Origin of the sequence: Chryseobacterium sp. BGARF1 (assembly GCF_001677955.1) — a bacterium.
Classification (GTDB): Bacteria; Bacteroidota; Bacteroidia; order Flavobacteriales; family Weeksellaceae; genus Chryseobacterium.
Genome location: NZ_LELA01000098.1, coordinates 1 through 26105 on the forward strand (window position 1 = coordinate 1; position 26105 = coordinate 26105).

Consider the following 26105-nt stretch of genomic DNA (forward strand, 5'->3'; position numbering starts at 1 on the left):
ATCAGCCGTAAAACTAAATATATCCATCTAACTTATTATATAACAAACAAATATACGAAATTATGGATGATTACGGATATACATATTACTTTTAAACAAATTCCCATTTCTTTCCAGATTTCTTCCCAAAATTTTCCCGATTCGTACCGTTGATTTGCTGTATGAAAACAACAAAATTAATTTTAGCAATAGTAATTTTAAACATTTTAGGATGCTTTTCGGTATTTGCACAAACCCAACCCAAACTTGTGAAAATTTCTCACGCTGAACCTATTTTTCAGGATCTGGTAAGGGATCTTGGTGCAAGAAAAGGTGAAAAAGAATTTAATTTGGGAGCAGATTTTTCAAGTGGAAAAAATTACAGAGAAAACGGATATTTAGCCGAATACGAATTTGCTCCAATGAACAGATTAGGTTTAGAAGTAGAAACTGATTTCTCATTTTTCAGTCCGAAAAATAATGCTACCAAAGAACAGATTCCCGGAAACCGATTAGATGGGCTTAGACTTTCTGCGCAATATACTTTTTTTGTTTCGGAAAAATCTCAGACAACACTGGCTTTAGGATATACTCAGGTTATAGAATTTACAGATTTCAAAAATTATGGAAAAGGGAAATTCATTACGGGTTTGGTGTACAGTCCGTTTTTTATCGCGGCTAAAAAGTGGGGTTCTCATATTCATACTTTGATCTATACGTATCCGATGATTCAGCATGAATTAGGAGAAAATAGCACTCCGGTCGATTGGCAGATCAATAGTTCGATGATGTATTCTTTACCCAATTCAGGTCACTTTATCGGGATGGAAGTCAACAAAGAGATTAGTCACGGAAAAATGTTGGTAACGCTTCGTCCGCAAGTGAAGATTAAGCTTGATTCTCATTTTGCAGTAGGAATTGTTACAGGAATTCCCGTTTCTCATCAAGATGAAAGTATCTCTTCATTTTTCAGATTGGTGTATGAACTTTAATCTTTTATTGCATCTTCTAAAGGTCACAGATTTTCAAATCATCATTCTATAAAATTTACAAAATCCATCATAAAATTAATTAATAGGAGCCGTTGTTCCCAAATGTTTCCAGAATCTTTTCGGAAATTAGCATTATAAATATTTACATTATGAAAAATTTAATTTTAACCATCAGTATTTTAGGTTTAAGTTTCACCAACATCTCAGCACAGGATATCCATCAGAGTGAAGTTCCCTCTATTATCTTGAACAGTTTTCAAAAGACCTTTCCAAAAGCATCAGATATCGACTGGGAAATTAAAGGAAATCTGTATGAAGTAGAATTTGAAACAGGATTTTTAGGCGACGATCATAAAGTTTTATATTCACGAGATGGAAAACTCGTAAGACATGAAGAAAAAATTTCAAAAAGCAATCTTCCAAAAACCGTTTTAGCTTCTATTAAAAGGTCATTTAATGGCTACAGAACTGATGACATTAAAAAAATTACTGAAGGCGGAAAAGTAATGTACAACGTAGAATTGAAAAATTATTCTCAGGAATGGAAAGTAGTTTTTGATGCGCAGGGAAAAATTTTACAGAAAATAGCGGATTAAAAATTGATCAGCTTCTTAATTTCATCTTAAAATCTATTTCCATAAGCCAAACCATTTTGTGATTGTCTCTTTTATTTATAAATTGCATTATCTCCCGAAAAAGCGAGAGATGATCACAAAATACAATTATGGAGCAGATTATTCCGTTTGACTTACAAATACAACACAGTCCTTATTTCAACTATACTTTTTGCCTTAATCAATATCCGTTTTTACAGAACATTTCTTTCCGGGAAGTTGCCGAAGATTTAGAAAATCTAAACCTTCAGATCACATCATCTTTGGGGTTGTTTGAAAAATATGATGTTTATATTGATAAAATCAGACAAAATTCGCTCTATAAGATCTCACTTTTCAACTTTGTTTTTAATCAGTCTTTGCTGAGACGAATGACTGAAAAAGATTTAGATCAGATCAAAATTCAGATTTTTAAAGACGGAGAATCCATTTATGAAAAAAGTTTCAGCATCGAGGTTTTACCAATGGATTATTTTGGAGGATTGCAGTCTTATCCACAACTTTTGGCTTCTTATGTTCTTTCAAACAATACTTCTTTATACAAGATCAAAGCTGATGCAATCGATATTTTAGCGAGAAATAAACTCACGCCTTCGTTTGAAGGCTATCAGCAAAAAAGTAAAGAAAGGGTTTTGCAGATGGTTTCGGCGATTTATAGATCCATTCAAAATCTTGAATTGATCTACAGCGCAATGCCACCAAGCTTTGAAAAACACGGACAAAGGATTAGGCTTGTAGACACTGTCTTAGAAACAAGATTCGGGAACTGTATCGATATTTCTCTGCTTTTTGCAGCTTGTCTTGAAGCAATAGGTTTAAATCCACTCATTATTATTACCGAAGGACATGCTTTTGTAGGGATTTGGCTAGAAGATCAACGTTTTGACGGAATGATCAACTTTGACCAAGCTGCGATTTCCAAAAGAATGGCTTCAGGAATTAAAGAAATTGCTTTAATTGAATCGACCACATTGTGCAAAGGAAGCGATCTTTCGTTCAAAGATGCCATGAATTCTGCGGAAACTCAACTGATGGATCATTCGAGATTTATTCTTTCTTTAGATCTAAAAAATGCACGTTCGGCTGGAATAAATCCTCTTCCACTTTTGAAAAATGAAATGAGTTCTTCTGAAATTTTAAAAACAGATAAGAACTCCAAAGATCTTGAGCAGGATTTTGATCTGGGAACTCAATATGAAGACCTTGAACTCACCGATCTTTCCAACTTGACCAAGCAAAAGGTTTGGGAAAGAAAACTTCTGGATCTATCTCTCCGAAATAATCTTCTGAATCTACGGTTTACCAAAAGTATGTTGCAATTAGTAGACACAAAGATCAACAGCCTTGAAGACAGTCTTGCTGACGGAAAATCATTCACGATCCACCCCGATAACAATCAGGCTGTTCTCAGAAAATATAATCTTTATGGAGAACCATTGCATCAGTCTCAGCCGCTTTTCAAACTCGCGGATGATGAGTTTAAATACAACCGACTTTTAACGTATTATCATCAGGATGATCTCGATAATATCCTCACCAACCTTTACCGAAGCGCAAAATTAGCCGAAGAAGAAAACGGAAAAAGTACGTTGTATCTGGGAATTGGATTGTTGAAATGGTTTGAGCCGAAAAACAAAGACGTTCCAAGACTGGCACCTATTTTATTGGTTCCTGTGGAATTATCAAGAAGATCTGTCAATTCTAAATTCACGCTTCGAAGCCGTGAAGAAGAAACAATGATTAACATTACCTTGCTTGAATATTTAAAACAGGAATTCAAACTCAATATCAACAGTCTCGAAAATCTTCCGATGGACGAATCGGGCGTTGATGTTCCGAAAGTTTTGGCAATCATCAGAAATGCGGTACTTAATCTTGAAGGTTGGGATGTTTTGGAACAATTGGTTTTGGGGATTTTTTCCTTTAATAAATTGATCCTTTGGCAGGATATTTCAAAATATTCGGAAGAAATTCAGAAAAGTTCGATCGTAAAAAGTTTGATTGAAGGCAAACTTACGGGAACTTTGGAAAGCGTAGAAAATGATGCTCAAAGTTTAGAAAATATTTCAGCTTCAGAATTGGTTTTGCCAATTTCCACTGATAATTCTCAACTGAATGCAGTGAAAAATGCCAATCTCAATAAAAGTTTTATTCTTCACGGACCTCCAGGAACAGGAAAGTCACAGACAATTACCAACATTATTGCCGATGCTTTGGCGAATGATAAAAAAGTATTGTTTGTTGCTGCTAAAAAAGCCGCTTTGGATGTCGTTCATCATCGTCTGGAAAACATTGGTTTGGGTGCATTTTGCCTGGAATTGCATTCCAATAAATCTAAAAAATCGGATGTCTTAAAACAGTTTGAAAGAACGCTTGAAGTTCCAAAATATAAGATCAATGCCGATTATCATGAAGAGGCAAAACGTCTCGACGAACGCAGAAAAGAGCTTGGAAAATATGTAAATGAATTGCACAAAAAATTCCCGATTGGTTGGAGTTTATTTGATACCATTGCCTTTTTGGAAACCAATCATGTACAACCTGATGAGCGTTTTCATATCAATTTCCCTTTGGAAAGCGCCGATGTTTTCAACTGGAATCAGTGGAAAGACTGGTTGATTTCTTTTGCTTCGATTGTGCAGAAAATAGGACAGCCTTCGCTTCATGCTTTAAGACCAATTAAAACTTCAAATCATCAGTTTGAAAATAAAAATCTGATTCTTTCGGCAATTTCTCAATTTAATGAAAAGAAAAACTCGTCTGAACAAGTAAAAAGCCAGTTCAAATTGGATGAAGTTTCCAATTCTGACAGCATTGAAATTCTTGAATATTTAAAAGAAAATCCGGTAAAAGCTGGTTTGGTCGACCTTATTTTCAATGAAGGTCAGTTGAATTTATTTAAAAACTGGATGACTCAGCAAACGCAGTTTCAACAAATTGAAAATCAAATCACCTCAAGTTTTAATTCTTCTATTTTAAATGTAGATCTTGCTTCATTAAAATTGTTGTGGAATCAGGCAAAACACACCTGGTTTATTCCGAAATGGTTTAAACAAAGGAAAGTGAAACAACAACTGAACGGTTATGCAAAATCAGGAATAGAATCTGATGTGCAGATCGACGGACTTTTTGATAAACTTGAAAATTATCAACAACTTAAAGATCAATTAAACAACCTTCATTACAATGCACTTTCTTCGGTTACGAATCTTTATTTTAATGGAAGTTCGTTTGATATTGCTGCGATTGAAAAAGATTTAAAAACCATTGAAAATGCAAAAGATTTAGCACAAAAAATTTCAATTCCGAATTTTCCGGAATGGTTAAAAGATATTTCATCAAAACAAAATAACAGTCAGCATATTTCTGAAGTTCTGGAAACTTTGAAAGATCTCCACAATGCAGAAGCTCAACTTTTGGAATATGTAGATGAAATTCCAAATGATACAGAACTGCAAACTGTAGTACAGAATATTCATCAGTTGGAAGACTGGATCAATTTTAATGTTTTAAAAGAAAAAGCACAAGATCTAAACCTAAACTGGTTCATCAATTTCCTTGAAAAAGGCTGGCTCGATACAGGATCTATTGAGCTGGAATTTGAAAAGATCATTCATCTGAATTTATTTATTAAAACCATTTACAGTTCGGGAACTTTGAATGGTTTTGATGCGAATATTTACGAATCTCAGATCCAGCAATATAAAAATCTTCACAAAGAATTTACAGAACTGACCAAAAATCAGTTAACGATGAAACTCAGCGACAGAATTCCGAATTTTTCGCAGGAAGCTGTTCAAAGTTCAGAAATTGGGATTCTGCAAAAAGCAATTCGCAATAAAGGACGAGGTCTATCCATTAGAAAATTATTTGATCAAATTCCGACCTTAATTCCGAGGCTGAAACCTTGCATGTTGATGAGCCCGATTTCTGTGGCGCAATATTTTGACGTGAATGAAGAGCATTTTGACATTGTGATCTTCGATGAAGCTTCGCAATTGCCAACTTCTGAAGCGGTAAGTGCTTTGGCGAGAGCTAAACAGGCAATAATTGTCGGTGACCCGAAACAAATGCCGCCGACAAGCTTTTTCGCTTCCCAAAAAGTAGATGAAGAAAATTTTGAATTGGAAGATCTGGAAAGTATTTTGGATGATTGTTTGGCGCTTTCGATTCCTTCAAATTATTTATTAAGGCATTACCGAAGCAAGCATGAAAGTTTGATCTCTTTCTCAAACGCTCATTTTTATGATAATAAGCTGCTTACTTTCCCGTCTCCGGATGATTTAAACCGAAAAGTAACATTCGAATTTATTGATGGGTTTTACGACAAAGGAAAAACGAGAACCAATAAAAATGAAGCTGAAGCGATCATTGAATACATCAGAATTCACCTCGAAAATAAAAATAAAAAATCGATTGGTGTGGTGACTTTTAGCCAGACTCAGCAAAGTCTGATTGAAGATTTACTGCAAAAACTATTTCAGGAAAATCCACATTTGGAAGAATTTGTCATCAATTCTGAAGAGCCTATTTTCATTAAAAATCTTGAAAATGTACAAGGTGACGAAAGAGATATTATTCTGTTTTCCATTGGTTACGGACCTGATGAAGATGGAAAAGTTTCGATGAATTTTGGTCCGCTTAATCGAGATGGAGGTTGGCGAAGACTGAATGTTGCCGTAACAAGAGCACGTTACGAAATGAAAGTTTTTTCTTCTTTAAAAGGCGATCAGATCGATATGAACAGAACAAGTTCGGAAGGTGTTTTAGGTTTGAAGAACTTCCTGAATTTTTCTGAAAAAGGTTTGGTTTATCACAATTCAAACCCAACGGTAACTCAACAGAAAGTGATGGTCAATTCGATCGCAAAACATTTGGAGGAAAATGGTTTTAAAATTAAAACCAATATTGGAAGTTCAGAATATAAGATCGACATCGGTGTGATCGATTCTGAAAATGAAAGTGAATATTTAATGGCGATCTTGCTGGACAGTGAAAATTATTTCAACATCAATACAACAAATGACAGAGAATTGCTCGTTCCCAATGTTTTGAAAGGTTTGGGATGGAATGTTTTCAGAATCTGGACTTTGGATTGGATCAAAAATAAAGAGAAAATTGTCGCTGAGATCCAAGCTGAGATCGAAAAAATTAAAATTCAGATCAAAGAAAAAGCTGAAAAGATTGAAGAAATTCAAACGGAAGAACGTTCTTTTTTAAGCGAAGTTTCAGAGATTAGAAAACCAACGAAAATGCTTCCTTATATTGCCGCGGAAATCAGACCTGAGATCAATGCCAATTCGGAATCGATTTATTATTTTGAGAACCGAAAAATCCTTTTAAATCAGCTAAAAACAATTATTGAAACAGAATCTCCAATCAGTCAGAATGCCTTGTACAGGAAGATAATGAAACTTTGGAACACATCAAGGTCTGGAGCAAAGCTCAATAATTATCTTCTGGAAACAGTGAATTCTATTCCGAATGTTTTGGCTACAGAAAGTTATCATAAATTTTACTGGAAAGAAAATCTGCAACAACAGAATTTAGATTTTTACCGTGATAATTCTGTAGAAAAAAGGTTGATCGACGAGATCGCTCCGGAAGAAATTTCGGTTGCTATTATGGAATTGATGCATTCAAATTTAAGTTTGAATAAAGATGAACTTGTGCGTGCGGTTTGTAAAACTTTTGGTTTTTCAAAAGTGGGTTCTCAAATCGACGCGGTGGTGAAGTTTTGCTTGGAGAAATTAATCGGGAAAAATTTGTTGAACGAAGTTGATGGGAGAATTGTTTTGGGGTAAATTTTAAAACTTTTTTTGATTTTCATCCTTTATCAAAAGTAAACGAAAAATATTTAATTTGAAAAATAAAGCTCTACTTTATGGAATATTCTTAATCTTAGTAGGATTTTCAGTAATTTTCTTTTTTGGTTATAAAGACAACGATTTTTTGGAAATAATAAGCTATTTAGCTTTTTTCTGTGGTTGGCTAATTATTACGTTCTCATTATTGGGGAAATATTACAGTTTTGAAAAACCAAATTTCAGGTCGAATAAAATGCTGTGGATAAAAAAAACGATTAAGAACACTGCAATAATAGGTTTTGCTGTTATTGGGATGTTTTGTTCAATGATTATTACAGGAAATTTAACTGATAGAAGAATTCAAAATATTTTAAATAATGAACCAATTGGAAAGGCAATTGCAGAAGTAATAAGTCTGGAAAGCAGATCCACAAGAGGAGGATGGAAAGTTTGGGCAATATTTCAATATAAAACCAGAAACGGTATTTATAAAAAAGAAATTTATAATTATAATGACAATTTCAAGAATGGAGACAAATATGATATAATTTATTCTGTAAAATATCCTGAAATTGCAGAAATTAAAAACAAAGTAGAAGACAATTAATAATTAAATCAGAGCATGAAAAAAATATTTTCCATATTCAGTATCCTTTCTATTATTATAGTTTTTTCTCAAAAACAAGAAACAAAAATCGCAGACCGCTATCAGTCTTCGCAACCACAAGATCAATCTGTTCCTGCACCACCGAGGGTAACTTTTCCAGCACAGTTTCCAGATGGAAATAAGACATTTCTGAAAAAAATTGACGAGAATATTGATAAAGAAAAGTTACAGGACATTGGTGAAAATCTAAATACAGAAATCATTTTAAAGATTGACCAACAAGGAAATGTACTCAATATTTCAACGTTTGGAAAAAATGAAAATTTTAATAAAGAGGTAAAAATTGCCGCCACAAGATCTACCCAAAATATAAAATGGACCGCTGGAAAAAACAGTCAGGGTGAAAAGGTAATTGATATTGTAAGACTGCCCTATCGGTTTAAGAATTTGTAAGAGCATTAATTTAAAAATCTATGAATAAAATTACCCTTTTGCTTTTAATTTTTTGCTCGGTTCCTATATTCTCTCAGGATAAAGATAAAGATCAACAAGAAAATTTTATAGACGTTGCCGAATCAAAATGTCTTGATAAAAAAGAAATTTCGAATGCTCAAATGCTTGAATGTAGCATCAAAGCTGGACAATCTTGGGATAAAGAATTGAATAAATATTACAATCTTCTTGCTGCTAAACTTCCAAAAGACGCTTTTGAAATATTGAAAGCTTCTCAAGAGGAATGGATCATTTACCGGGATAAAGAATTTAAATTTATTTCTAAACTTTATTATGAAGTAAAAGACGGCACAATGTGGTATGGTGTTGCAGAAAATAAGAAAAAAGAGATCATAAAAACCAGAGCTTTGGAATTACAAATGTTTTTGGAGGATCTAGAGTATTAATTTCAATTGATTTTGATGATCAAAAAAAGGACTATGAAAAAAAACTACTACCTATTTTTCTTCCTGCTTTCAATACATTCATTTTCTCAACATAAAATCTTCGGAATTTATCAAAACGAATTGGGTGAAAAACTGATTTACTATTATGGAAATTGATGTAAAACTAAAGAATCTACGCGTCCAATTAAGACGTAACTCAAAGAATATTATCGATGATGTTATAAATCGTAATGTTTCGAGAAGTCGGGACAACATTAAATTTGAAAAAGAAATATGTGTTTTTTGTGCGACTACATTAAATTTAACTAAAGAACATGTAATTCCACGTTGGGTATTTGAAAACTGTACTAAGAAATTCTTTATAACCAACATGAATGGCATTGAACAGACTTATAATAAAACAACTATTCCAGCTTGTGCAAATTGCAATAATAATTTACTAGCTAACATAGAAAGTGAAATTAATTCCATTCTAACTAATACTAACTTGGCTGATTCATTTTATAGTTTAGAACAAATACAAAATATAATTCGCTGGCTAGAAATTATTGAATATAAATTCCAAATTTTAGAGTTTAGAAGAATCTTTAAGAAAGCAAAATCAGCTGAATTTATTGATTTTTTAAAAGATATTCCTCTAGCAATAATGAGAGAAGAAATCGAATTTTCTCCTCAAAAAGCAATAACTCAACTGAGAAGTGCACAAAAAAGAGTTACTATAAAATCTAAAATTAAGAACTTAAATTCTTTAGTGATTTTTAAAACTAAAAATAAAAGTTTCCATTTTTTCCATAATATAAATGATTTTATTTTTATTGAATTGCCAAAATTTGAGGTTGCGCTATTTTATTTTTATTCACTTAATTTTGAAAATATTGAACAAGCTAAGAATGAGGCAACAAAAATAATTGCAAAGGTTTACATAAGTCAGTCAAATATGCCCGACAAAACTGAAAAAGCAAGACGCAAACAGATCCAAAGAGAATTACAGGAAAAAGCACAAGCTGAATTTGAAAGAAACCTTCCGATTTCCCGTGAACTTTTTCAAAATTTATTTGATTTCTTGGATGAAGCGCTTGAGAAAAACATCTGTGATGACAGTCTAAAGTTAGCGAAACAATTCCTAGAATCAAAAAACATTCAGAATATAGAAGAAGTTGAAAACTGGTTAAAAGAATATGGCGGTTTCTGTGATTGTGAGGTTCTTTATAATGTTGAAGAACTTTTCGAAGAGTAAATCATACTCAAAATTTAAAAATTCTTTAGACTACAGCTCTTTTTTCGTAGTTTAGTTCAATTGAAAATGAATTAACCGTTTTATCACTTAAAACATTATTAATTCTTCTAAAAAAACAATTGAATGAAAAACATACAACGTGAAGATATCAAACTGATAAGCCGCCACAGCAATATGACGGAACTGGAAGTTGAACGCCTCCTCAAAGAAAATGTATATAATAATAAAGAAATGTGGCAGAAATTTCTGCGCCTGTTTTTTATTACACTTGGAGTTGGTTTTGCTACCGCAGGAATTATTTTCTTTTTTGCCTACAACTGGGCAGATTTACACAAATTTGCTAAAATAGGAATGACGGAAGCGCTCGTCATCACCACAACAATCGTTGCTTTACTTCCGAAAATCAATCAAAATATCAGAAATATTATTCTTACCGGAGCTGCCTTTTTAGTTGGAGTTTTATTTGCTCTTTTCGGGCAGATTTATCAAACCGGAGCCAATGCATATGATTTCTTTTTAGCATGGACACTTTTCATTACCTTATGGGTGGTTATTTCAAATTTTGCTCCGTTGTGGCTGCTTTTTATAGTGTTAATCAACACTACTTTTATTCTTTACACCGAGCAAGTTGCCAAAGATTGGGACGAATTATTAATTGGAACCATTATTTTCTGCATTAATACAATTACTCTTATTTCTTCTTTTTTATTGCAAAATTCGAAGAAAACTTTCAATATTCCGATTTGGTTTACCCATATTTTAGCTTTAGGATGTACTGTTATTGCAACTTTGGGAATGATAACTGTGATTTTTGACAACCATGAAACATTTTCATTACTGTTTACAATACTTATTATAACAACTTATACTCTTGGAATCTGGCACGGATTAAACTCAAAAAGCATATTTTATCTTTCGGTAATTCCATTAAGTATTATTTCTATTCTAACAGCTTTACTCATCAATTTCTCAACCGATGGCGGAATGTTTCTATTTGTAAGCCTTTTCGTGATTGGAAGCGTTACAATGGTTATAATGAGTCTTATTAATCTTCAAAAAAAATGGAAAAATGAAAACTAAAGAAGAAATAAAACAACTCTTGGATTATCTTCAGGATTCTAGTGAAAAAGATTTAAAATTTAACGAAGCAGCAATCTATACCGCATTTGAAAAAGGCAATAATCATCAATCTTTAGCGATAAAGATACTGTCTATCTTTGGCGGAATTCTGGCGAGTCTTCTCTTTATAGGATTTCTTTTTATTGCTGGAATTTACGACTCAGAATTAGGATTATTACTACTCGGAATTCCTTTAATTATTTTTGGAGCTTTCATTACTAAAGTAACAGACAACATCCTTCTAGACACTCTCAGTATTTCGGCTTACATCATTGGTTTTATTCTCGTTGGAGCAGGATTATTACAAATGAAAACAGACGAAAATCTTGTCTGTATTATTTTAATTTTAATCGCAGCTTCAGCATTATTTATTGTGCGGTCTTATCTCATTTCATTTATTTCGGTTCTGATAATTTGTGGTGGATTTTTATTTTTAATGATGTCAAATAACAGCTTTAATTTAATCCATATTTATATTTCTCTTTTGGCTTTAATTCTCACTTTTATATATTTAAAAGAGCCTAAATTAATGACTTTCAACAAGGCATTTTCACAGATTTATGATTCGGTGCGTATTTCATTAATCTTTTGTTTTTTAGCCGGTTTAAATCTTTTAGGAAGAAATTACAGATTGTCGAATATTCATTTGAATATTTCTGGATTTCCTCTGTGGTTATTATTCTTGCAATTTTGTACGTGATTTCTCATCTCTTTGAAATGCTGAATATTAAAAAGAGTGAACAAAAATATGGGATTTATGCGCTGTCGGTTTTAATTTTATTACCTACGGTTTTTGCACCAGCAATTTCAGGAGCGATTTTAATTATCCTTTTGAGCTTTTTGGTAAACTACAAAACTTCTTTAGTGATTGGCATTGTCGCGTTTATTTACTTTATTTCACAATATTATTACGACCTTCATTACACTTTACTTACCAAATCGATTGTCTTGTTTTGTTCGGGAATTTTGTTTCTTGGTCTGTACTTTTTAACCCAAAAAAAACTATCGTCTGATGAAAAAATATAAATGGCTGATTATTGTCTTAAATCTAATGATACTTTTGGTTTATTTTAATTTTTCAGTTGCTAAAAAAGAGACCCTTTTAAAAGATGGAAAATTAATTTTGCTGCCATTGGCTCCTGTAGACCCGCGTTCTTTAATGCAAGGTGATTATATGAATTTACGGTACAGTATTTCAGAAGACTTCAATGAAAAATCTCTTCCTAAAAGAGGATATTGTGTGGTAAAATTGGATAAAAACGGTGTAGCACAAAGACAAAGGTTTCAAAAAGATACAACTCCTTTAAAGCAAGGTGAATTTTTAATAAATTACACATCCTCCGACGGTTGGAATGTAAATATTGGGGCAGAATCTTTCTTTTTCCAAGAAGGGCAAGCTGCAAAATATGAGAATGCAAAATATGGTGCTCTAAAAGTTGATAAAGAAGGGAACAGCTTATTGATTGGGCTTTATGATGAAAATCTGAAACAAATTAAATAATGAAATATTTTCTTTTTATATTTCTTTCAGTTTTTTGTTCAATTTATTTACACTCTCAAGTTCCCGACCTCGAAAGAGCAAAACGAAAATATTTCCAAGCCAATGTAATCAGCTATAAAACGACCGCTTATTATCCTAATCCTGAAACAGATGCAACTTCTGTTTTAAATATTTTTCACACGATTTACAAACCTCAAAATAAAGATTTCGAATTCTACAGCAAGAACGAAACTGCGGAAGAATTTTATAAAAACAATTTTTATTATGAAGTCGATCACCGTGAAAAAACCATTTACGAATACGAAAATAAAGACAATCAGAACTCAGCAATTTCGTCATCCCGTTTAAGGCAGTTTGGACCAACCACTTTGCTCAAAATGAAATGGAGCTATATTGATGACACTCAAATTGACGGTAAAATTCACAGTCATTATTCAAACATAGAAAGCATTCATCATTACGAAGGAAAAGAAATAAAAGTAGAATATCACATTTATATTTCAGGAAATTTCACGATCAGCAAGCTTGAAAGAAAAAGTTTTGTCGATGGAAAATTGGGACAAACTGTAACTTACCTTTTTAGCAATTATATTTTCTATGATAAAACGACCAATTTCAAAGTTATTCTTCCAAAAGATTATGCTTTAAAATATTACGAAAGACAGGATTCTTTGAAACCATTGACAAAAAACACTGAAGTTCTGAGCTTTAAAGCTGTTGATATCACTGGAAAACATATTTCTTTCAGTTCAAAAAAAGAAAAACAAACGCTTCTCCTTTTTTCTTCAACCAATTGTGGTTATTCAAAAATAATTTCAGATCATATTCTGAGCCCAGGTTTTAGATTAAATTCTCAAACGGAATTGATCAATATTTTTGGTTCCGATCCTAAAATAAATGCCACGAAATATTTTGTCAATAAAGAAGTAAAATTTCCTGTAATTTCCGACCGGAAAGACCTTGAAAAACAATTTGGAATTAACGGCTATCCTATTCTTTATTTGATCGATGAGAATGGAATTATCAAGGAAACGCTGGATGGTTCTTCTCAAATTTTACCATTTTTAAAAAGTTTAACAGGTAAATAAAAAATTAAAATCATATTCAAATTTTCACTAAATTGGGATACAATTTTTCGACTTATGAAATTATTTTTAACTCTTTTATTCATTATCAGTTTTGCTTTGGTTACGGCGCAAAATAAAGAGCTTATTAACGAAAAACAAAACATTTCAGATTCTATCTTAATATCAAAAACCAAGAAAAACGAACTTATATCAAAAGTAGAAAAGGAAACCTCATCAGATACAAAATCAAATACTGAGAAATCTGATTTAGCAGAAAATATAAATATCGTTCAGGAGATCAATACGGTATTAAATTATAAAGTGAACAGAATCTGGCGAGAAGATCTGTATTGTTTGTTTTGTGGAAAAAGCTCAAGATTAAGTAGAATTGCGTAAACTATATTTCACTTAAACATCGAATTTTCTGAATAAGTTTTAGCAAAAAAGATACTGTTCCATTTTAATATCTACCGATGAAATTATCCTTAAATCTCTTTTTTATTTTCTTTATCATTCAACTTTCAGCTCAAAATAAAGAATTCACTTACGAATATCAATTCATTTCAGATTCTACCAATCAGAAAGATATTAGCAAAGAAATCATGATTTTGAATGTCGGTAAAGAAAAATCACATTACTACAGTTTAGACAAATATATTTCAGATTCTACGATAAATGCAGAAAGCAAAAAAGGTTTAATGGTCATGCCACTCCCTTATAAAATTTTTGAAATGGATATTAAAGATTTGAACTATAAAAAAATTTCTTTTGAAACTAAAGTTGGTGATTCCAAATACAATGTTGAGCAAAATGTAAATCTGAAATGGAATTTATCAAATGAATTCGATAAAATTTTAAACTACAAAGTTCAGAAAGCAACTACAGAATTTGGAGGCAGAACGTGGTTTGCGTGGTTTGCAAAAGATATCCCGATTCAGGATGGACCGTATAAATTCTATGGTTTACCTGGGTTAATTCTAAAAATTGAAGATAAAACCGCAAGCCATCAATTTATTTTAAAAGGCATTAAAAATACTAAAAGTCCTTTCGAATATCCTTACCGTAAAGATGAATCTCGTGAAACGAAACTTGGGTATGAAGCCTATATAAAAACTTACCTTCAAAACAGAGCTGACCCTACTGCGTATCTTGTGGGAAGAATTCCTGACCAGAGAGATGCTGAAGGAAATTTCAGAACAGGCGAACAAATTATCCGTGAACAGAAAAAATTTATGCTTGAACAGATCTGCAAAGACAATAATATTATAGAGATTGACATTTTGAAAAGTAAAGGAAAATCAAAAAAATAATCAATTCAAATTCACAATTTCACCTTTCTGAAAATCGATCTTAAAATGGTCTGAAGCATCTCCCGAAGAAAGCTTTTCTAAAATTTTAAAGAAAGTTTTAAGCTGATTTAAAAACGCATCATCAGTTTTTAAATGTTCAAAATTTTGTTCTAAAAGTTTATACTGAGCAAGCCTTTTTTTAGGAATATCTTTTTTTGCCAACTCATCTGCAGATTGCAGCTGATAAAGATTTAAAAATGCATCTTCAAAGTTCCATTTTGCAAATTTATTTTTGATTTTGTTGGATATTTTTTGGTTTCCTGAACTTAATTCCAGCAAATCTTTACCTGAAAGTTTTGAAGCTTTTTCAATAAAATCTTTCGGCCAGTCAGAAGGAATAAAACGAAGTCTCACCAACTCTTTCAGATGAAACAATGTAAAATCCTGATAATTTTTTGTCTTTAAAATATCTTTATTCCAAATTTCCTTTGAGTTATTACTTTTTAAATTATCAAATTCCTTTTCGTAAAGCGGGAACAGCTCATTGAATCTTGGCACATTTTTAATTGATACCGTTTCAATCTCAAATTTATCCTCAGAATTAACCGTCAGAATTTTATAGCCAGGAATATACGCAGCTAAAGAGGGAACCTGAATATTAACAAGCATTTTTCCATTATCAAACTTTTTAATTCCGGTGTCATTGATGTGCATATGTCCTGCAAAATGTAATTTCAACCCGACTTTTGCCAACAATTCTGCAACCTCATCTTGCGGAACTCTATCCATTTGCCATTTATCTTTTCCTAAAAGCTTTTTGATCTCTTCATTTGCATTATCATTAAAATCTAAGATCGGATAATGAGTAAAAGCAATCAATGTTTTTTTATGTTTTTTAGCTTCACCCACCACTTTTTCAACCCAAGAAAATAAATGTTTTTTATTGGTTAAAACATTGTTGTAGCCGATGGAAGCACCTTGAAAATTATTTTCATCTTTCGGATTTCCATTGTTATTTTTGGGAATATAGGTGTTTCCATCAATGGCCATTAACCAAATTCCTTCGGTAGGTTCAACAACATAAGAAAAGTCAGGAACTGAAAACCCTTCACTCACTTCATACATTCTGTTGGAATATTCAGAGTCTTTTAAAGCATTTTTAAAATTAAATTGTTCATAAAGATCTGTACTGAAAGGGGTCTGCCAAAAAAGATCTTTTTCCGAAGCAGTAAAACCAAAGTTTTTCATCTCATTCAAAATTTCCAGATATCCCGACATTGCAATATCTTTCGTAACAACAGTTCTTTGATCTTTGTTTTTAATCAATTTTTCATGACTCACAATTGAAAGTTCGTCACCATTTTCATTCATAAAATCAGATTTTCCACCTTGCTTCAGAAACGGACCAACCGGATCGTGATTACCCGTTGTGATGAAAAACCGCATCTTATATTTTTTCTGATAATTTTCTAAAATTTTCTTTAAACCACGCAAATTGTAGGCTTGTCCGTCATCTGTATAATCTCCTGGAAGCGCAACGATCTTAATATTTCTTTTAGCAATATCATCCAACGCAGCGAGAAAAGCAAAATAGTTTTCATTAAAGATCCTTGTAGAATGCAGTTGAGAATCCATCGTCCTGAGAATGGTTTTCTTACCCGTTTTGGGATTTTCAATTCCTTTAAAATTTGAATCTGAAAATTCTCCATACAGATCCTGAAAATGCACATCTGCTAAAAAAGCAATTTTCACAGGTTTTTGCTGGCTTTTTAGATCAAATGAAAAGAAAAAAAGAATTAAAAATAAAATAGAAAACGATCGATTCAAAACGGAAAATTTAATTTCGAAAGGTCGTTTTTTAGTTTAAACTGAATGTGGATTGTATTTTAATTTTGACTTAATTTTTATTCTTATGGCATATAAAAATCAGCTGAATCTGCAAAATCTGCGAGAGAAATAAAAAAAGCACCTTCAAAATGAAAGTGCTTCAAAATATTTTAGAGTAAAACAAAAATTTATTTCAAATAAGTTTCATACAGATCTGTCCGTCTGTCTTTCAGAATTTGAACTGAACCATTGTAGTGCAAATCTTTTAATAAATTGATGTCTACGTCTACAATGAGTGTCATTTCTGTGTTAGGAGTAGCTTCGCCTTTTACCGCATTTGATGGAAATGCAAAATCTGAAGGGGTAAAAACCGCAGCCTGACCAAACTGAATATCCATATTATTAACACCCGGTAAATTTCCAACACAACCTGCAATTGCGACATAACATTCGTTTTCAATAGCTCTTGCTGCTGCGCAATGACGTACTCTCATGTACGCGTTTTGAGTATCGGTAAGATAAGGAACGAATAAGATTTTCATTCCTTGGTCGGCAAGAATCCTTGGTAATTCTGGGAATTCCACATCATAACAAATGACCAGGCCGATTTTTCCACAATCGGTATCAAAAGCTTTGATCTCATTTCCGCCTTTCATTCCGTAATACTTTCTTTCATTTGGTGTGATATGAATTTTTCTATATTCATCAATTCTACCGTCACGGTGAAGAAGGTAACTTACGTTGTACAGATCGTTATTTTCAAAGATCGGCATACTTCCGGAAATAATATTCACGTTATAACTGATAGCCAACTCTGAGATTTTTGCTTTAATTTCTTCTGTAATTTTTGCAAGCTCAATCATACTGTCACGTTCAGAAAGATTATTGAACGGAGCCAATAAAGGCGTGTTGAACAATTCCGGGAAAAGTACAAAATCTGATTTGTAATCACCCATCACATTCACAAAAAACTCAACCTGTTCATAAAAAGCATCTATGTCTTTAAATTGCCTCATCTGCCACTGCACCAATCCCAAACGGATAACGCTGTCCTGCATTGTGTTTGGTTTTTTGCTGTAATAAATATTATTCCATTGCAACAAAACGGCATTTTCATGAGAAGCTTCGTCTTCCGGAAGATATTTTTTAAGCACTTTTATCGGCAAAAAATTATTAGAAAGCTGGAAAGAAAGTACAGGATCATAAATTTCTTTATCTCTTACCCTTCTGATATATTCTCTAGGCGAAATTTCGTTGCTATACTTATGATAATGCGGAATTCTTCCACCCAAAATAATGGATTTCAGATTTAATAATTCACAAAGCTCTTTTCGGGCATCGTATAATCTTCTTCCCAATCTCAATTTACGATATTCGGGATCAACAAAAATTTCTATTCCGTATAATACATTTCCGGTTGAAATATGGGTATTGAAAGAATAATTCCCTGTAATATCGCTATAGGTATGATCGTCACCAAACTCATCGTAGTTTACAATAATGGATAATGCAACGGCTGCAATTTTTCCGTCTACTGTGATGCAGATTTGCCCGGCTTCAAAAATTTTATTCAGCTTGGCAATGCTTTTTTTTGACCAAACGTATTCTGACATTTGAGGATATGCTCTGCGCATTGTTTCTACCAACTCATCATAGTCGTCTACTTTCAGGGTGCGTGTTTCTATCTGCATAAATGTGTATTTTTCTTAAAGTTACGCAAAAACTCTGCAAACCTTTTGCCATCTTCCTTTAAAAATGGCTTAGACTAAAAACCTATATAAAATTTTATTGACCTATTGGGTTTCTTCGCAACTTTATCTTGGTGTGTTTTCAAGCTGTTTTGAGATATTCTCGATGTTCAAGGCCCAATTACGGCATTTTTGTTTCAAAAGTCTAACATAATTTTTTAATTATTCTAAGATTTTAAGCTTAATTCTAAAAAAAAATTAAATAATAATGTTCAATTTGTCATTTTTGAGGCAACTAATCTCAACTTGAGCATATCACTAAAACGTTAATTAAACTTTAAAAAAAATAAAAAAAGCCTATAAATACAGGTGTTTTTACACGACATCTATTATTTCATTAAATACAAATCTAAAAAAAGAGATTTATTTACAGAAACCACAAAAAAAACCGCAAAAACAAACCAATAAAACAAAATTAACTGCATTAAATTATATTTTTTACGAAAAACATACGCTTTTTTTCGTATATTTATATACTAAAACTGACCTGATGAAGCCTAAATTAACTATTTTTGGTGAACCCATGCTATACACTGAGGGTTTATCAAAACTTCTGACTCAAAGCAGTCTTTTTAATACTATTGATTTGTGTAATTCTTACGAGGCCTTACAAGAGAACCTTCAAGGCAAACCTCCAGAGTTTTTGATGATTAACTCTAATATGCTTATGCTGACAGATCTTTTAAAAAATGTAGAAAATATTACTGCACAAAATAAAACGATAAAGATTATTGTAATTGGCAACAGCTATGATATAATGGATATTAGAAAACTATTTAATAAAGGAATAAAAAGCTACCTTGATAAAGACAGCCGGTACGACGAATTTTTGAAATCTGTACAAGCTTTACTTTCAAATGAAATTTACATCTGTGACTATGCAAAAGAGAAAATGATCAACTTTTTGAACACCGATGAAAAAAAACAAAAACTTCACATTCAAGATCCTCTTACCAAACGAGAAATGGAAATACTAAAGCTGATTTGCGACGGATTAAGCAGCAAGGATATTTGCGAAAAGCTTTTTATAAGCATAAATACCGTAGAAACTCATCGTAAAAGAATTTTATTGAAACTGAATGTAAAAAATTCTGTCGGCGTGGTAAAATACGCCATCGCAAATCATATTATAGATTAATAACCAATAGTATTACCCTAAGTAAACTCCAGATTAATTGATCTGGAGTTTATTTTTTGTATGACAAAAGAATCATCTTTTTTATAGAAAAAGAATTAAAAGAAAAAGAGTTTCTCTCACAATTAAATAAAATGGGTTGAGAATCTTTTATATGAAAATTATTCTCCGATACGTGGTCGAAAAAAATAATAAAAAAAGTCCGTTTTCACTAATTGTGAGACGGACTTCTTAAAATTACACTAAAGTTTTTGGATTGATTTTATGAGACTACAAATTCTTATTCATAATCCGGCATTTCTGCGTTGGTAAAGAGTATTGTTCTCTGCATATCTGTCAAATCATTATTTAGGTCTACAGTGACTACATTTCTCTGAGAAATATTATCATTAGAAGTATTGGTAAAAATAATCTGAGCATTATTGGGTGAAAATCGAGGATCTAAATCATTTGTACCCTGTGGTCTTTCACTTTCAGAAGAGATATCATAGGTGATATTGGATGTCAAATCATATATAAAAATGTGAGTATCGAGCTGTCTGTAATTACCACTAACATCTTCAAAACCTGACATATCCCGAGTATACAATAGACGATTACCATCTACAGAAAGATTTAGACCTCCACTCGCTCCTAGAGTTCCAGATAAAATTGTCTTTATCGTATTTCCCAACATATCAATGATGTAAATCTGGGTACTATATCCATTGATACTATTGGTTTTTAATGCAATCTTGCTTCCATCATAACTCCAGTCACATTCAGAAATCATCGTTCCGGAAGGTGCTGTGTAGACTAAATTTAAACCACTTCCATCTTTATTTATTCTATAGAGTTTATTAAAATTTGCATAGAGAAACTCTTGTCCATTGGTACTCCACGAGAAATCCATTTCATTATTATTAAATCCTGCGACGGGTACTGTTGTTACTTTAAAAACATTGGATCCATCAGGATTGGCAGTATAAATATGAGAATTACCTCCTTCTGTTCTTAAAAACGCAATTAATCCTGCATTATTATTTTTTCTAGGTCGCCAACTATTGTAAGACGAATTTGTAAATTGGAAATTTGCTCCCAGCTCATTACTCGACACGATGAGTAAGTTTCCATTTTGTTTTTGTACATAATGATAGCGATTAAGAGGAACCATATTAGTAGTAAACTTACTGATCGCACTGAGTACAGGCGCATGTATTCCATCAGAAACTGAAACTTGCCAAAAATAACTTACCCCAAATTTAAGATTCGAAAGTGTATAATGATTGGTAAGAAGATCATTGACCTGGATAATATTGGTATCAAGATTATTTTTAATGGTCAAATTATATTTTAGCACATCAATTGTATCGGGATCAGTAGAGTTCCAAGTGAGTTCAACAGTGAGAGGTTGATTCACCGCATTGTCTATTGGACTGAGCAATACCGGAGTTGTAGGCGGTGTATTAAGTGAATTATCATCATCCATTTCGAAAACAGCGGTTACTACCTGATCTTGTTTCTGAATATTGACTGCCTGAAACGTGGTAATATATCCACTCAGCTCAGCTTTTACAGAATAGTTTCCAACGGGCATGTTTTTAATCTCAAAAGTACCATCTGTACCAGTAAATACCGTTTCGGTGGTAGGTGCAGTAAAAATTTTCACATTTCCTAGAGGAACATTCGTACCTCTTTTCACTACTTTTCCTTTTAATATTCCCGATTGAGCCTGATCTACAAGCTCTTCATTACAAGCTATCAAGGAAAATGAAATGATAATTATGCCGAGAATTTGTAATATAGTTTTCATAGTTTAAGTTTTTATTTTTTTCCTATATAAAAGTTTATTCCAATCGAAAATCTCATTGCCTGATCTTTTCTTTTTCCGTTTATTAAACCATCCCAATCATCTTTAAAGCCAAGATCATATTGCGAAGAAACTCTTATTCCTAAGTTTTTTCCGACCATATATTCTAATCCGGCACCAAATTGGCCTTTGTACAATGGTTTCATCCCAGAATACATCGCTCCAACTCCTCCATAAACAAATGGAGTCAGTTTGTACTGAGGTAAAATGACTGCTTCTAGATTGACTTCCGGAGTAAAGTAGGTACGGGAAAAAATATTTTTATTTTCTATAGTGAAGACACTTGCACTAACGTCTAGATTTAAATAAGGATTAAAAAAATATTTGAATCCAAATTTTCCTCCCAAATTAAACTTAGGGTTTACATAGTCGTCTTTTACTTTTTGTGTTTCAAGGTTGGTATACAAAGCAAATTGTTGTCTATAATTGCTTGGGTATTTATTCCCTACTACTCTATTCAGATTATCATTTTGCTCGTTTTCATAGCTTTTTATAAGCGGTTTGTAAACTCCTATATTCTCATCAACAGATTTCCCCCATATGTTATCTCTTATTCCTTCAACAATCAATCCTTTTACTGCTTTTTCTATAGCTTCTGTCACTGCGAGCTGTACAGGTTCGTTTTGAGTTAATCCAACTTCTGCTTCCAAAAGTCTTTCTGTATCAATATATCTGAAAAAACTTCCATTAACACTTGTAGAGAGAATCGTTTTTGAAGTATAAACGGTTTTAAGTATTTCTCCATTTAAGGTAGAGACCGCACGAAGATAAATCGTTATTCTATCTTGTCTATATTGTGTAGAGGCTCCGATCCCGAAGTATCTGGCACCTAAACCTCCTGTTAAAACATTGCTATCATAAGAAATAACCCCGCCCTCTAGCAATATCCCTGCATAGAGAAGTGGGGGTAATGTTTGGCTATTTTTATCTGCGTCTTTAAGATATTCTTGACGGGTAGAGCGTATGATCTGTCTCTCGTTAAGCAAATTAGCAATATTTTCTCTTTCTATAGGGATAAACCATTTACTATCTTCTAATGCTTTAATAAGAATTGTTGTAGTACCTTGAGGTACAGCAGTACTCCAATTGTTACCATTTTCGGATGGTTTATATTGACCGGTTTGGTCTCTAAACTTATAGACCCCTATTACAATACGTTCTTTTGGCGGGATAAGATCCTTCAGCTCTTTTGTATAAGCTGTATTCTCGCCAAGTGTTGATTTTTCTGGTGTAGAAGGAAGCCCAAGTAAAGAACTACATCCTATAGAAACACATACAAGTGTAAGACAGAAAAAAATTCTGATGTAAATGTAAAATTTCATGGTAATTTAGTTTTTAGTATTATTTGGGAATCACAATTTCGGATTGATCACCTGTACCGGTATCCAAAATATTAATTAGCAATCCTTGCGCAGTAGTTGTAATCTGTATATACAACGAACCCAAAAGATAATTTCCGGGTTTAAGAGCCCCATCACCAAATTGATTTTCGAAAAGTTTTTGTGATAATTGACTGAGAATCTGTCTATTTAGACTTTCACTAAAACTATCCATCGAATTCATTCCGTTTAGCAAATCACTCAAACTATCTTTCTCATCAAATTGATTTTGAGCATTTGCAGAACTTAATAGCCATTGGTAATTGAAAGTATCACCGCCAAATGCGGGATTGACAGGTTTATAAACAAGTTGCTGAGATTTTCCAAGGAAAAAACCGCAAAACAGTATAAGAAAAACATAAAGTGGTTTCATGGTAATTGTTTTTAGTATATGAATTCATTCTTAATAAGATTTTTCTTAGCAATAAATTCTTTAATCAAACGAAAACTCATAAGCATCTGTTCTTTTAAATAATCTTCACTAGGGTTGGTCATAAAACTATAGATTACCTTATCTTCAATTTCGATATTAATTTGCCCGTTTACTCCGCGTGTGGGAACTTCTGATATAGTAATCGTAGCATTGTCTTTTTTCGGAACCTGGTTGTATTGCATATAAAACAAATCGTAAAAGTCTTTTCCTACTTTGGTTTTCGTTTCATCTATCATTAATCCTTTGAGTTCCGAGAAGACTTCCTCTTCAATTTTGCTTGCTTTTTTACTAAAAGCTTCTTGATTTATTTCTAAACTATCTTTAGCAATCAACTTTTGAGATTCTTCGTCTCTTATATATAAGAATACTTTCAAAGCATCTTTCGTCTCTAGATTAACACTAAGTTCTGATAGTTTTTTTACTTCATTAGGATTTATTGTAAACTTTCCGCTTTGGCGGTTGTTTGAAAGATTGCCTCCATTCCCTTTTTTGATTGATACTAAGAGATAATTGAGCTCTTTATATACAGGAGTAGTATTGGTAGCAAACGCTTTGATAATAAACTGCTGTTCTATCGTCTCACGTTCTAATCTGGCAGATACTTTTCTTTCTTCCTGTGCATAACAACCAAGGGACAGAAAGATGGTAAGAAAAGTAAATAATAAAATATTTTTACTTGCCATTACTTTTCTATTTAATAATTCCGCATAAAAATGGTCATGTTATCACCTTTTACATTTACTTTCATATTTTCAGATACGCTGTTACTCCCCGTGATATCGATAATATTATTATTACCCTGGGTGTTGATGACATTTTTTGTTTTGGTATCCGAAAAAGAATTGTTAAAATATAAACTGTTGTAATCTCCAAGCTGCTGTATCATAATATTGGTTTTCGCATTTATCATCGCTTCAATATTATTAGAATCTCCTATCTGTAAAATATTCGAATAAGAAGTATGATTATCCACAGCTTGTAATATTGCTAAATCTAAAACACTATTACTATTAATTTGATTCCATTCTACTTGTTGTGATTTCAGAGAAGAAAAAGAGAAAAATAAAAATCCTAAGCAAAAAAAGAATCTAGTGAGCGCATTCATTTTTTTTTATTTAAAGGTACCTTAATACTTATTGTTACAAAACACATGAATAGGTTACTCTATCAAAATCACTGTTTACCGTTATATTTACTACTAAAAAAATAGTTGATAGAAACCGAAAAGGAGAAGCAATGATACTTCCCCTTTTTTGGTTTTATTGAATTTTTAGTTAGACTGTACAACAGTTAATGAATTTGAATTTCCAATCTGAGTTCCTAAATGGAAGTTATAAGTTCCAAATTGACTTACTGATATCATGTTACTATTACCTAATTGGAAGTCAATGGCAGTATTAGAATTACCTACTTGTAATTGATACAGCTCGTTGTCTGAACCTATTTGTAATCCTGTAGCTGAGTTATCATTACCTAATTGAGCTGAAACCGCTACGTTATCTGCACCAACCTGAGTATGAGAAGCCATATTATCATTACCATCCTGATATTGTAAAATATAGTTTCCGCTTCCTAATTGTACAGCAGAAGCATCATTTCTTCTACCTAACTGTACCTGTACAGCAGTATTATCAATACCTAACTGGAAAGCAGATGCTACATTTCTTCTACCATCTTGATATTGTACTACCTCATTACCTACTCCCCATTGTATAGAAGTAGCATCGTTTCTTCTACCAATTTGTGTTTGTTCAGTAGAGTTAAAAGCTCCTATTTGCCATGTTTGGGCAGAGTTTCTGTTTCCGTACTGATTTGTTTCGTTTGAGTTTCCTAATCCTACTTGGTCTACATCAATAGAGTTTCTGTTACCGTTACTCGAAGCAACATTAATGTTAAAAGCTCCAGTTTGGTCAATGTCTGCCGTGTTACGGTTACCGTCCTGTAAAAGGTAGTTTTGATTAAAAAATCCTGTTTGATTCACAGTTGCCACATTTAAGTTTCCCATTTGAGTACTCACATCAACGTTTGCTTGAGCGAATGCGAATCCTGTTGCTAGTAGTGTAAAAACACCAGTAATAAAATTTTTCATTTCAATAAAATTAATTGGTTATTTGTGAGACAAAGGTAGAAGCAAAACCAAAGTAAGAAACCACCAATCCCTTGTAAATTTCCAAAATCATTATATCTGGTTTTAAAACTAACCGTTTGTAGTTTTTACCCTCTCACCAATTATTGTTACGCAAAATCACGGAGAACCATCACAAATAGCAATTAACCAAAATTAGAAGTTACTGCTTGCGTTATAGCATGCTTCCTACATTCTTTGCATTTTATTATCATCAAAAAAGTATAAAAAAGAGAAACTAAGAATTCAACAAAAAAAACTGTTTTGAAAAGCCCAGAAATATTTCACCACATTCAGAGAAGAGATTTTCAGAATTTTATTTAGAAATTTTTAGGAAATAGATTTTCAGGGCTCAGTCTCAAAAGTTGGGGACTAAGCAAAAATCGGCTCAGTCTCAAAACTTGGGGAGAAAAATAATAAATGATATTTTTGTAGTATGTTAAATGATGCTGAACTACTTAAATTATTTTTACCAGAACTCTTGATTGAGTATTTTGA

General features: G+C 32.4%; 24 protein-coding genes. 16 read left to right on the top strand and 8 right to left on the bottom strand.

Annotated features, from left to right (window positions below; all coding sequences use genetic code 11):
- Window positions 1–161: 161 nt before the first annotated feature.
- From AB671_RS18325 to AB671_RS18390, 15 genes are all read left to right on the top strand, one after another.
- On the top strand, window positions 162–971 hold the full coding sequence (locus AB671_RS18325; RefSeq protein ID WP_066681870.1) for an HAEPLYID family protein: 810 nt from the start codon (window positions 162–164) through the stop codon (window positions 969–971).
- Window positions 972–1120: 149 nt separating this feature from the next.
- Window positions 1121–1567 carry a PepSY-like domain-containing protein gene (locus AB671_RS18330; protein WP_066681872.1) on the top strand — a complete coding sequence of 149 codons (447 nt, stop codon included), beginning with the start codon at window positions 1121–1123 and terminating at the stop codon, window positions 1565–1567.
- Between the two features lie 128 nt (window positions 1568–1695).
- The gene (locus tag AB671_RS18335; protein WP_066681874.1) at window positions 1696–7389 is read left to right on the top strand and encodes a DUF3320 domain-containing protein; all 5694 of its coding nucleotides are present in this window, start codon (window positions 1696–1698) and stop codon (window positions 7387–7389) included.
- A 58-nt stretch (window positions 7390–7447) separates the two neighbouring features.
- Window positions 7448–7999, top strand: a complete 552-nt coding sequence (locus AB671_RS18340) for a hypothetical protein (RefSeq protein ID WP_066681876.1) — start codon at window positions 7448–7450, stop codon at window positions 7997–7999.
- Between the two features lie 15 nt (window positions 8000–8014).
- On the top strand, window positions 8015–8452 hold the full coding sequence (locus AB671_RS18345) for a hypothetical protein (protein WP_066681879.1): 438 nt from the start codon (window positions 8015–8017) through the stop codon (window positions 8450–8452).
- 20 nt (window positions 8453–8472) lie between these two features.
- Complete coding sequence (locus AB671_RS18350; protein WP_066681882.1) at window positions 8473–8898, top strand: lysozyme inhibitor LprI family protein; 426 nt, start codon at window positions 8473–8475, stop codon at window positions 8896–8898.
- 33 nt (window positions 8899–8931) lie between these two features.
- Window positions 8932–9054, top strand: coding sequence for a hypothetical protein (locus AB671_RS22955; protein ID WP_262484080.1), 123 nt, complete (start codon window positions 8932–8934; stop codon window positions 9052–9054).
- The gene (locus tag AB671_RS22810; protein WP_228391011.1) at window positions 9044–10135 is read left to right on the top strand and encodes a DUF2695 domain-containing protein; all 1092 of its coding nucleotides are present in this window, start codon (window positions 9044–9046) and stop codon (window positions 10133–10135) included. Before AB671_RS22955 ends, AB671_RS22810 begins: the two co-directional genes overlap by 11 nt.
- Before the next feature lie 123 nt (window positions 10136–10258).
- A complete protein-coding gene (locus AB671_RS18360; RefSeq protein WP_082987354.1) occupies window positions 10259–11215 on the top strand; it encodes a DUF2157 domain-containing protein in 957 nt (318 codons plus the stop codon).
- Window positions 11205–11954 (top strand): DUF4401 domain-containing protein, encoded by a 750-nt coding sequence (locus AB671_RS18365; protein ID WP_066681885.1) that lies wholly within the window; start codon window positions 11205–11207, stop codon window positions 11952–11954. Before AB671_RS18360 ends, AB671_RS18365 begins: the two co-directional genes overlap by 11 nt.
- Before the next feature lie 17 nt (window positions 11955–11971).
- Window positions 11972–12280, top strand: a complete 309-nt coding sequence (locus AB671_RS22960; RefSeq protein WP_066681888.1) for a DUF4401 domain-containing protein — start codon at window positions 11972–11974, stop codon at window positions 12278–12280.
- Entirely contained in the window at window positions 12267–12755 is a 489-nt protein-coding gene (locus AB671_RS18375) for a GDYXXLXY domain-containing protein (RefSeq protein WP_066681890.1), read from the top strand. The genes AB671_RS22960 and AB671_RS18375 overlap by 14 nt, the downstream gene beginning before the upstream one ends.
- Complete coding sequence (locus AB671_RS18380) at window positions 12755–13843, top strand: TlpA family protein disulfide reductase (protein WP_066681893.1); 1089 nt, start codon at window positions 12755–12757, stop codon at window positions 13841–13843. Before AB671_RS18375 ends, AB671_RS18380 begins: the two co-directional genes overlap by 1 nt.
- 54 nt (window positions 13844–13897) lie before the next feature.
- Window positions 13898–14218: a hypothetical protein gene (locus tag AB671_RS18385; protein ID WP_066681900.1), complete on the top strand. Its 321-nt coding sequence runs from the start codon at window positions 13898–13900 to the stop codon at window positions 14216–14218.
- A gap of 77 nt (window positions 14219–14295) precedes the next feature.
- Window positions 14296–15132 (top strand): GLPGLI family protein, encoded by an 837-nt coding sequence (locus AB671_RS18390; protein WP_066681902.1) that lies wholly within the window; start codon window positions 14296–14298, stop codon window positions 15130–15132.
- On the opposite strand, the gene AB671_RS18395 is transcribed toward AB671_RS18390, so the two are convergent.
- Together AB671_RS18395 and AB671_RS18400 are read right to left on the bottom strand one after the other, a co-directional pair.
- Window positions 15133–16863: a metallophosphoesterase family protein gene (locus tag AB671_RS18395; protein ID WP_228391012.1), complete on the bottom strand. Its 1731-nt coding sequence runs from the start codon at window positions 16861–16863 to the stop codon at window positions 15133–15135.
- 263 nt (window positions 16864–17126) lie between these two features.
- Window positions 17127–18629 carry a bifunctional GNAT family N-acetyltransferase/carbon-nitrogen hydrolase family protein gene (locus AB671_RS18400; RefSeq protein WP_066681912.1) on the bottom strand — a complete coding sequence of 501 codons (1503 nt, stop codon included), beginning with the start codon at window positions 18627–18629 and terminating at the stop codon, window positions 17127–17129.
- A gap of 547 nt (window positions 18630–19176) precedes the next feature.
- Between AB671_RS18400 and AB671_RS18405 the strand changes: the two genes are divergently transcribed.
- Window positions 19177–19824 carry a response regulator transcription factor gene (locus AB671_RS18405; RefSeq protein WP_066681915.1) on the top strand — a complete coding sequence of 216 codons (648 nt, stop codon included), beginning with the start codon at window positions 19177–19179 and terminating at the stop codon, window positions 19822–19824.
- Window positions 19825–20101: 277 nt separating this feature from the next.
- Here the strand turns inward: AB671_RS18405 and AB671_RS18410 are convergent, their stop codons facing one another.
- The 6 genes from AB671_RS18410 to AB671_RS18435 all read right to left on the bottom strand — a co-directional run bounded on the left by AB671_RS18410 (window position 20102) and on the right by AB671_RS18435 (window position 25571).
- Entirely contained in the window at window positions 20102–21613 is a 1512-nt protein-coding gene (locus tag AB671_RS18410; RefSeq protein ID WP_066681921.1) for a carboxypeptidase-like regulatory domain-containing protein, read from the bottom strand.
- A gap of 11 nt (window positions 21614–21624) precedes the next feature.
- The gene (locus tag AB671_RS18415; protein ID WP_082987356.1) at window positions 21625–22992 is read right to left on the bottom strand and encodes a CsgG/HfaB family protein; all 1368 of its coding nucleotides are present in this window, start codon (window positions 22990–22992) and stop codon (window positions 21625–21627) included.
- A 19-nt stretch (window positions 22993–23011) separates the two neighbouring features.
- The gene (locus AB671_RS18420; protein WP_066681924.1) at window positions 23012–23422 is read right to left on the bottom strand and encodes a curli production assembly/transport component CsgF; all 411 of its coding nucleotides are present in this window, start codon (window positions 23420–23422) and stop codon (window positions 23012–23014) included.
- Between the two features lie 11 nt (window positions 23423–23433).
- Window positions 23434–24165, bottom strand: a complete 732-nt coding sequence (locus AB671_RS18425) for a CsgE family curli-type amyloid fiber assembly protein (RefSeq protein WP_066681926.1) — start codon at window positions 24163–24165, stop codon at window positions 23434–23436.
- 11 nt (window positions 24166–24176) lie between these two features.
- Window positions 24177–24587 carry a hypothetical protein gene (locus AB671_RS18430; protein WP_228391013.1) on the bottom strand — a complete coding sequence of 137 codons (411 nt, stop codon included), beginning with the start codon at window positions 24585–24587 and terminating at the stop codon, window positions 24177–24179.
- A gap of 165 nt (window positions 24588–24752) precedes the next feature.
- Window positions 24753–25571, bottom strand: a complete 819-nt coding sequence (locus AB671_RS18435) for a hypothetical protein (RefSeq protein ID WP_066681928.1) — start codon at window positions 25569–25571, stop codon at window positions 24753–24755.
- Between the last annotated feature and the right edge of the window lie 534 nt (window positions 25572–26105).